The sequence below is a fragment of the Oleiphilus sp. HI0132 genome (assembly GCF_001635845.1).
This window is the reverse complement of sequence record NZ_LWGJ01001545.1, coordinates 1-2,637: the sequence shown is the minus strand read 5'-3', so window position 1 is coordinate 2,637 and position 2,637 is coordinate 1. Positions and strand designations below refer to the sequence as shown.

General features: G+C 45.5%; 3 protein-coding genes. All 3 read left to right on the top strand.

From position 1 onward, the window contains the following. Nucleotides 1-396: 396 nt before the first annotated feature. Nucleotides 397-2,079, top strand: a complete 1,683-nt coding sequence (locus A3766_RS23760; RefSeq protein WP_068516238.1) for a flagellar hook-length control protein FliK — start codon at nucleotides 397-399, stop codon at nucleotides 2,077-2,079. After that, on the top strand, nucleotides 2,076-2,381 hold the full coding sequence (locus A3766_RS23755) for an EscU/YscU/HrcU family type III secretion system export apparatus switch protein (protein WP_068516235.1): 306 nt from the start codon (nucleotides 2,076-2,078) through the stop codon (nucleotides 2,379-2,381). Before A3766_RS23760 ends, A3766_RS23755 begins: the two co-directional genes overlap by 4 nt. 17 nt (nucleotides 2,382-2,398) lie before the next feature. Continuing rightward, nucleotides 2,399-2,637: hypothetical protein (locus A3766_RS23750; protein WP_156509091.1), on the top strand; the 239-nt coding region annotated here is incomplete at its 3' end.

Sequence of the window (2,637 nt, the reverse complement as noted above, 5' to 3'; positions counted from 1 at the left end):
CGAGAGAAAAAAGTTTCGTCGATAGCAACATCTTGAAAATCTTGCCCCGGAGTAGAAGGTGGTGAAGTATCGTCTACTGTTTCTGGTGCCGTTTCTGCCACTCGCCCTTCGCAACCTGCCAGAACGATTGAAACACACCAAGCGAGAAATAATTTAAATGCCTGCTTTGTCATAACACCCTAATTTCCTATGAGCTAATCCATGTACCACTCTATTTCCTGAGACACTATTCAAAAACATCAGGAATATCTTTCCGTAATTCTATTTTTTGCGTCTCCATTATATCTGGGATAATCTGTGAAATAATCTATAAGCGTCTTGATTGGGAGCCTGTTCACAATAAAACCCTGTCCCAATCGAGATTTATTCTGGCAGCACCTGGGATACAGCAACGTCATGGACATCACACCAAAACCACCGTCAACGCCAGAGGTCGTCAGCAAAGGTACAAGCACTCTTTCTAGATCACAAATTACCAGCATTGAAGAGCTTAAACTGGTACCCGGTAAGCAATACCAGGCAACTGTTCAGGCACCCCCCCCCAAAACTAACCAGGAACAGCCGGTAATCGAAGGAAAAGCAGCCACAGTAAACACTCACAGCAGTAAAGAATGGCTACTCAATATTAATGGCAAACTTGTCACAACCACCAGCAGCATTCCTTTAGAGATAGGTCAGACGCTATTAGTCAAGCTTGAAAGCTCATCAACAAAACAGAGCAAGGCTTTGATCCTTGTCAGTCCGACTAATAGAAGCACAGCTCAAATCCCAGCAGACAAAGGCAGCATCAATACCGAAATACTATTAGGCACCTTAGCAAAACTGCTACCGAAGCAACTGTCTCTTGGTACCGGCTTCGCTGCCCTGAATGAGATGAGTAAAGCGACTTCGCAAACGCCGCCCATTTCTCAAAATCAAACAAAGATAGCCAGCGCTCAACAAACCCAGCTCTCCCCTACACAAGGCTCATCGCCGCTTACTCGAAAAGTTGCGCTAGAAAGCATCGCAACACTGATCAAATCTCTTCCTCACGCAGAGCAGATCTCTCAAGCCAGCCGTCAAGGCGACACTCTAAGCTCTCCTGACACAATTAGAAACGCCTTAAAACACAGCGGTCTTTTCATGGAGTCACAGCTCAGTAACACCACCAACAAACAACAAATACTCGAGCAACTCCAAAACCTCAAAACCTTGAACAAAATAGCATTAGCGCAAGCAGACCAGACCAAACCTACTGCCAATAACCCGCTTTCTGGAACCCCCTCTCCTCAAAATACCAACCAAACAAGCTCTGCAGTCACGAAGCAAGCACTAGACATGCTGCAGCAACTTGTAAAGCAACATAGCAACACGGCAGCCGATCCAAGCCAAGACAAGACAATATCAAGCGATTTAAAAGCGACCCTGCTAGGCATTAGCCGAAACTTATTACCTGCCGCAAATAGCAGCGGCGAACAAAACCAGGCGATAGAGAAACTCCTTGGCAGCCTTTTAGAGCCTGAACTATTAACAACTCCCTTTAATTTTCCGCGCATCCAGTCCGACACAACAGCGAAGGCCAAAGCTCTTTTTGCCGAGCAAGAGTTTTCTACCGGGCAGCTTTTGAAAATACTTGCCGGAATGCTTAATCGTATTCAGTTCAACCAGTTGAACAGCCTCTTTCAAAGCCAAACCAGTGACGGCAATACACTTCAATCATGGTTTTTTGAATTGCCCGTGGTGAATGTCAACCAAGGGGTCACCACCTTCAGCCTGAGACTCGATAAGGAAAAAAGCGCCACTCAGAACCAGGAAGAGGAATCTGAGGACAAAGCATTGCAGTGGAAAATATCACTATCCTTCGACTTAGAAGGCCTGGGAGCAATATATATTCAAGTAAGCTTGCTCCCTCCTTCTATTTCATCCATTATCTGGGCAGATCAAGCCGATACTTTCGCGCTCGCGCAAAGGGAGAGCAAACATTTTAAGGAAAAGCTTTCAGAGCTAGGCCTAGAAGTAGGCGATATTATTTGCCAACAAGGCCTACCAGAACAACAGGCCACCAAGTTGACACAAAGCCTGGTAGATATTCAAGCATGAACAACAATAACAAAACCAGCTCGAAAACAAGAGCCATCGCGCTCAAGTACGATGAAGTTTCAGCGCCCAAACTTACTGCCAAAGGTGAGAATGAGCTCGCTGAGGAAATAATGCGCATTGCCGAAGAGCACGGCATACCTTTATACGAAAATAGTGAATTAGTCAGCATTTTGTCTAAACTAGAACTGGGAGAAGAAATCCCCGAAGTTCTATATCGGGTAATAGCTGAAATAATTGCCTTTGCATATTACCTGCAAGGAAAGACACCACAAGGCTTTGGCGAGCCAACGACCAGAACATAACGAGCAACATTTTCAACATGGCACATTCTGACCACCAACTACTTATTAACTCAAAATCCTACTTATATGCCCTTATTCTGGCAGGTACCTTAGCGCTCGCCCTGCTCTTTCAGGGGCAATTGATCAGCGCTTGCGGCATCGGTGTTCTGTGTGCGCTACTCATTGTAAACCAGTGGCAAAGTAAAAACCGAAATGCCGATAAAGAGAGCTTCATCTGGTTTAAACACAGTTCTCTGGCTCTCGCCTGCATTGCCCT

Coding starts and splice junctions, on each gene's coding strand:
- A3766_RS23760 (WP_068516238.1), top strand. CDS start 397: ATGGACATCACACCAAAACCACCGTCAACGCCAGAGGTCGTCAGCAAA.
- A3766_RS23755 (WP_068516235.1), top strand. CDS start 2,076: ATGAACAACAATAACAAAACCAGCTCGAAAACAAGAGCCATCGCGCTC.